Source organism: Sporomusa sp. (assembly GCF_035561255.1).
Classification (GTDB): Bacteria; Bacillota; Negativicutes; order Sporomusales; family Sporomusaceae; genus Sporomusa.
The window spans coordinates 1-3,539 of sequence record NZ_DATMXX010000200.1; the positions used below are offsets into that span (position 1 = coordinate 1).

The 3,539-nt window shown below is 42.7% G+C and carries 5 protein-coding genes; 2 read left to right on the forward strand and 3 right to left on the reverse strand.

Annotation, left to right across the window (positions count from 1 at the left end; all coding sequences use genetic code 11):
- Positions 1-2: 2 nt before the first annotated feature.
- Genes spoIIIAC through spoIIIAA form a run of 3 tightly spaced genes read right to left on the reverse strand, consistent with a single transcriptional unit; the run spans position 3 to position 1,751 of the window.
- Positions 3-200, reverse strand: a complete 198-nt coding sequence (gene spoIIIAC / locus VN379_RS11055; RefSeq protein WP_325527279.1) for a stage III sporulation protein AC — start codon at positions 198-200, stop codon at positions 3-5.
- Between the two features lie 40 nt (positions 201-240).
- A complete protein-coding gene (spoIIIAB, locus tag VN379_RS11060) occupies positions 241-756 on the reverse strand; it encodes a stage III sporulation protein SpoIIIAB (protein WP_325527277.1) in 516 nt (171 codons plus the stop codon).
- A complete protein-coding gene (spoIIIAA, locus tag VN379_RS11065; protein WP_325527275.1) occupies positions 747-1,751 on the reverse strand; it encodes a stage III sporulation protein AA in 1,005 nt (334 codons plus the stop codon). Before spoIIIAA ends, spoIIIAB begins: the two co-directional genes overlap by 10 nt.
- A gap of 420 nt (positions 1,752-2,171) precedes the next feature.
- Between spoIIIAA and VN379_RS11070 the strand changes: the two genes are divergently transcribed.
- The gene (locus tag VN379_RS11070; RefSeq protein ID WP_325533753.1) at positions 2,172-2,972 is read left to right on the forward strand and encodes a hypothetical protein; all 801 of its coding nucleotides are present in this window, start codon (positions 2,172-2,174) and stop codon (positions 2,970-2,972) included.
- Complete coding sequence (locus VN379_RS11075; protein WP_325533755.1) at positions 2,935-3,531, forward strand: hypothetical protein; 597 nt, start codon at positions 2,935-2,937, stop codon at positions 3,529-3,531. Before VN379_RS11070 ends, VN379_RS11075 begins: the two co-directional genes overlap by 38 nt.
- Positions 3,532-3,539 lie beyond the last annotated feature (8 nt).

Genomic DNA, 3,539 nt, shown 5'->3' on the forward strand with positions numbered 1-3,539 from the left:
CCTTAGAACAGCTTAAATACATCCTGAACGGTGTTAAACAGTCGGCCCAATAGTTGCACTACCCATAACAACACCATGGCAAAACCGGCAAGGGTACATAAATGAGCCATGTCTTCTTTACCGGCCTGTTTTAATGCTGTATGAAAAACTGAAATTAAAATACCCACTCCGGCAATTTTAAACAACACATCTATTCCCATTCCTCACTCTCTCCTCTCTTATATAAGCAGATAACCGTCCTTATACTAAAACTATGACTACTGCCAAACCCCCACAAACGCCTAAATAGCGATACATTTTAACGTTTTGATCACAAAGCTTTTCAGCTTCATATTGAATTCTGGACAACTGCTCATGCACTAAATCTAAAGATTTGTGTTGTTCTTCCCGGTTCATACCGCCTAAATTTGCACTAAATACAGCCAAAACTTCCTGTTCTGGCTTGCTTAAAACAAGCCGATCTGTTTCTTTCATAGCCTGGCTCATGGCAGCCTGCGGAGTAAGCCAGCCATTTGCCAATAATTCTGACATAGTATGAAACAAATTGGCTACCGGCCCGTTAATGCCGCCGGTACACTGGGACAAAGCTTCAGGCAGCGGCACTGCCACGTAATTAATGTGAGATTTAAGGGCAGACAAACAACTGATAAGCTGCCTGATTTGCCTCGGACGTTCCACATAACGCGCCGCTAAACTAAATCCGATGCAAGCCCCTGCAGTAACAACCATTAAACTTCCGAGAATCTTTAACCACATACCTTCACCTCATTCAAGCAGGTATATATCACTTTTCCTTGCCGGGAATCGAAAATTTCCTCAACAGTGCCTGGTCCTGACCGATTGCTTAATATAACATACCGCTCAAAAAAATTTTCTTTTACTAACTCGCCAACGTAAGGTCGGCTATGCAATTCATCAATTGTCCGGCTATGGGCAGTCGCAATAACGCTTACTCCAGCACAAACGGCTTCACGTACAGCGGCGGCGTCTTCTGCGCGTCCTAACTCATCAGTGGCAACTACTTGCGGAGCCATAGATCTAATGAGCATTAATAGTCCATTAGCCTTAGGACAAGCGTCAAGTACATCGACACGCGGCCCTAAGTCTACACTGGGGATACCATTTTGACAGGCCGCGATCTCTGAACGCTCATCAACCAATCCGATTTGTACGCCAGCAATACCCAATATAGGGTTACCTGTACTCAGTTGCCGGATTAAATCCCGCAAAATTGTTGTTTTACCACAACGTGGCGGGGAAATAATTAAGGTACTGAACACCTCGTTTTGCTCTTTTGATTTTACAAACGGAAGAATACGGTCAGCACAGCCTGGTATTTCTCTTGCCAAGCGAATATTCAATGAACTTATATTTTTGAGCGTCTTGACTGTTCCGTCAAAAGTTGTTGCCTGTCCAGCTAAACCAACCCGGTGCCCACCATTGATGGTCAAATACCCCTGCCGTAATTCCTCTTCAAAAGCATAGACCGAGTTTTTGCATATTAGCTGAAAGGTTCTGTTAAGATCTTCACCACTGCAGCGATAGGGCTGCGTTCCCCCCTCTGCTTGACTGGGCTCTGCCACCGTTATGTCATGATTGCCCAACACCAATTGCAGCGGCTGGTTAACTCTGATACGAATCTCAGTGACCTTATGCAGCTGGCTACCAGGCAATGACATGATTAACCTTGCAATGTGCAGGGGTAAAACAGGGTAAATATGTTGGTTTAAGGTAGTTTGAATATTTTTCATGCGTCTTTCATCCTTATTTATTTGTGGGGCGACTTGTCTCAAGTCTCAACGCTTCCCTTTCTTTACATAGATATGTGTTGCGAAATTAATTTATGACAAAAAAAACTACGGCAGACCAATTAACTAACAGGAGTAAATGACTCCCCTGTCGAATTAGATATTATCTGATTTGATGGGGGTTTTTGCATGCCACTACCGAAGAATCGAATAATTCCCGAACGGAAGATTAACTATCGATCCGAATTGCAGCATTGCCCTCATTGCGGTACTAAGTTGACACGGAGACATACCGCCTGGAAGAAAAATATCTCCACTCTATCTGGGGTTATCCAAGTTTGGAGCGCGGCCTATGGGTGCCCGAACCTGAATTGTCCGCATCAAAATGCAATATATAAATCTGCTGAGGCGGAAACGTTATGTATGAAGCATACATCCTATGGATTCGATGTTTTAGCCCTAGTTGGGGAACTTCGCTTTAAACAGCATATGACATGTGCGGAAATAACTTCTGAACTCAATCAGCGGGGAATTGCAACATCAGAGCGCAACGCACAACGACTTTACGAAAGATATTTGGCATTGCTTCGATCTAGTGTAACGGATTATACAAAAAAAGTATTACAGGAAGTCGTAAAAACCAACGGTGGAATTATGCTATCAATGGATGGAGTTCAACCTGAGAAAGGTAATGAAACACTCTATGTAGTGCGTGAGGTGTTTAGCGGCACGATTTTAGCAGCGGAAAATGTAAAGAGTAGTGCTGCGGAGGAACTGAAGGCATTGATTTTGCCAATTGTAAAACTGGGTTTTCCTATCATCGGTATCGTTAGCGACGGACAACAGTCGATTCGTATGGCAATGGAGTCTTTATTACCCGATGTGCCTTATCAATATTGCCAGTATCATTATCTAAAAGATATAGCTAAGCCAGTAGTTGATTTGGATCGGAAACTAAAAACAGAAATCAAAAAAAAGCTACGTGGTATACGAGACTTGGAACGAAAAATTGAGCAGAAGGACGATTCACAGAAAGAAATAGTAAGAGGCTATGTGGCTGCGGCAAGGTCTTTGCTCTTAGAAGATGGGAATCCGCCACTTGATTTACCGGGATTAAGGATTTACGAAAATGCGAAGGCTATTCAGGCTTCCTTGGAACGATGCCTGTCTAAAAAGGGGGACTCCTTTGCTCAAAGGATTGGCCAGAATATTCAGCAATATTGACGCCTTTCAGTCTTCTTATGATGCTGTTAAACGGTGGTTTGACCCTATCTATAAAATTGTACATATACTGGAGCCATCTCCAGAAAAAACAAGTGAGGCAGTGCGTTTTGAAATGCACTGCCTTTTGCAATGGGTAGAGCAATATTACACAAAAGAAGATGATCAGGTAATGGTAAAAAACTTAAAAAGTTATAGCAAAGGATTCTGGAAAGGATTGTTTTCATGCTACGACTACCCTCATTTGCCAAGGACGAATAACGATCACGAACGATTTTTTCGCCGAACCAAGACTAGACACCGTAGAATGACAGGGTTGCGCAGTTGGAATGAATATATTCTTCGAAATGGAGAGTTCATTGTCTTGGTTGATAACGCTTTAGAGCAACCTGATATCATCCACCGACTACGCCAGGTTAATTACGAAGAATATAAGCGAGTTCGACAGCAATGGCAAGCTCGTACTAACGAAAGTACGATGAGAAGACGCTTTCGCAAGAATCCAATTGAATACCTTAAACAATTGGAAAATGATATCAGTTCGTTAATTGAGCCGACGTAGAAAAAAAA

Coding starts and splice junctions, on each gene's coding strand:
- spoIIIAC (WP_325527279.1), bottom strand. CDS start 200: ATGGGAATAGATGTGTTGTTTAAAATTGCCGGAGTGGGTATTTTAATT.
- spoIIIAB (WP_325527277.1), bottom strand. CDS start 756: ATGTGGTTAAAGATTCTCGGAAGTTTAATGGTTGTTACTGCAGGGGCT.
- spoIIIAA (WP_325527275.1), bottom strand. CDS start 1,751: ATGAAAAATATTCAAACTACCTTAAACCAACATATTTACCCTGTTTTA.
- VN379_RS11070 (WP_325533753.1), top strand. CDS start 2,172: ATGAAGCATACATCCTATGGATTCGATGTTTTAGCCCTAGTTGGGGAA.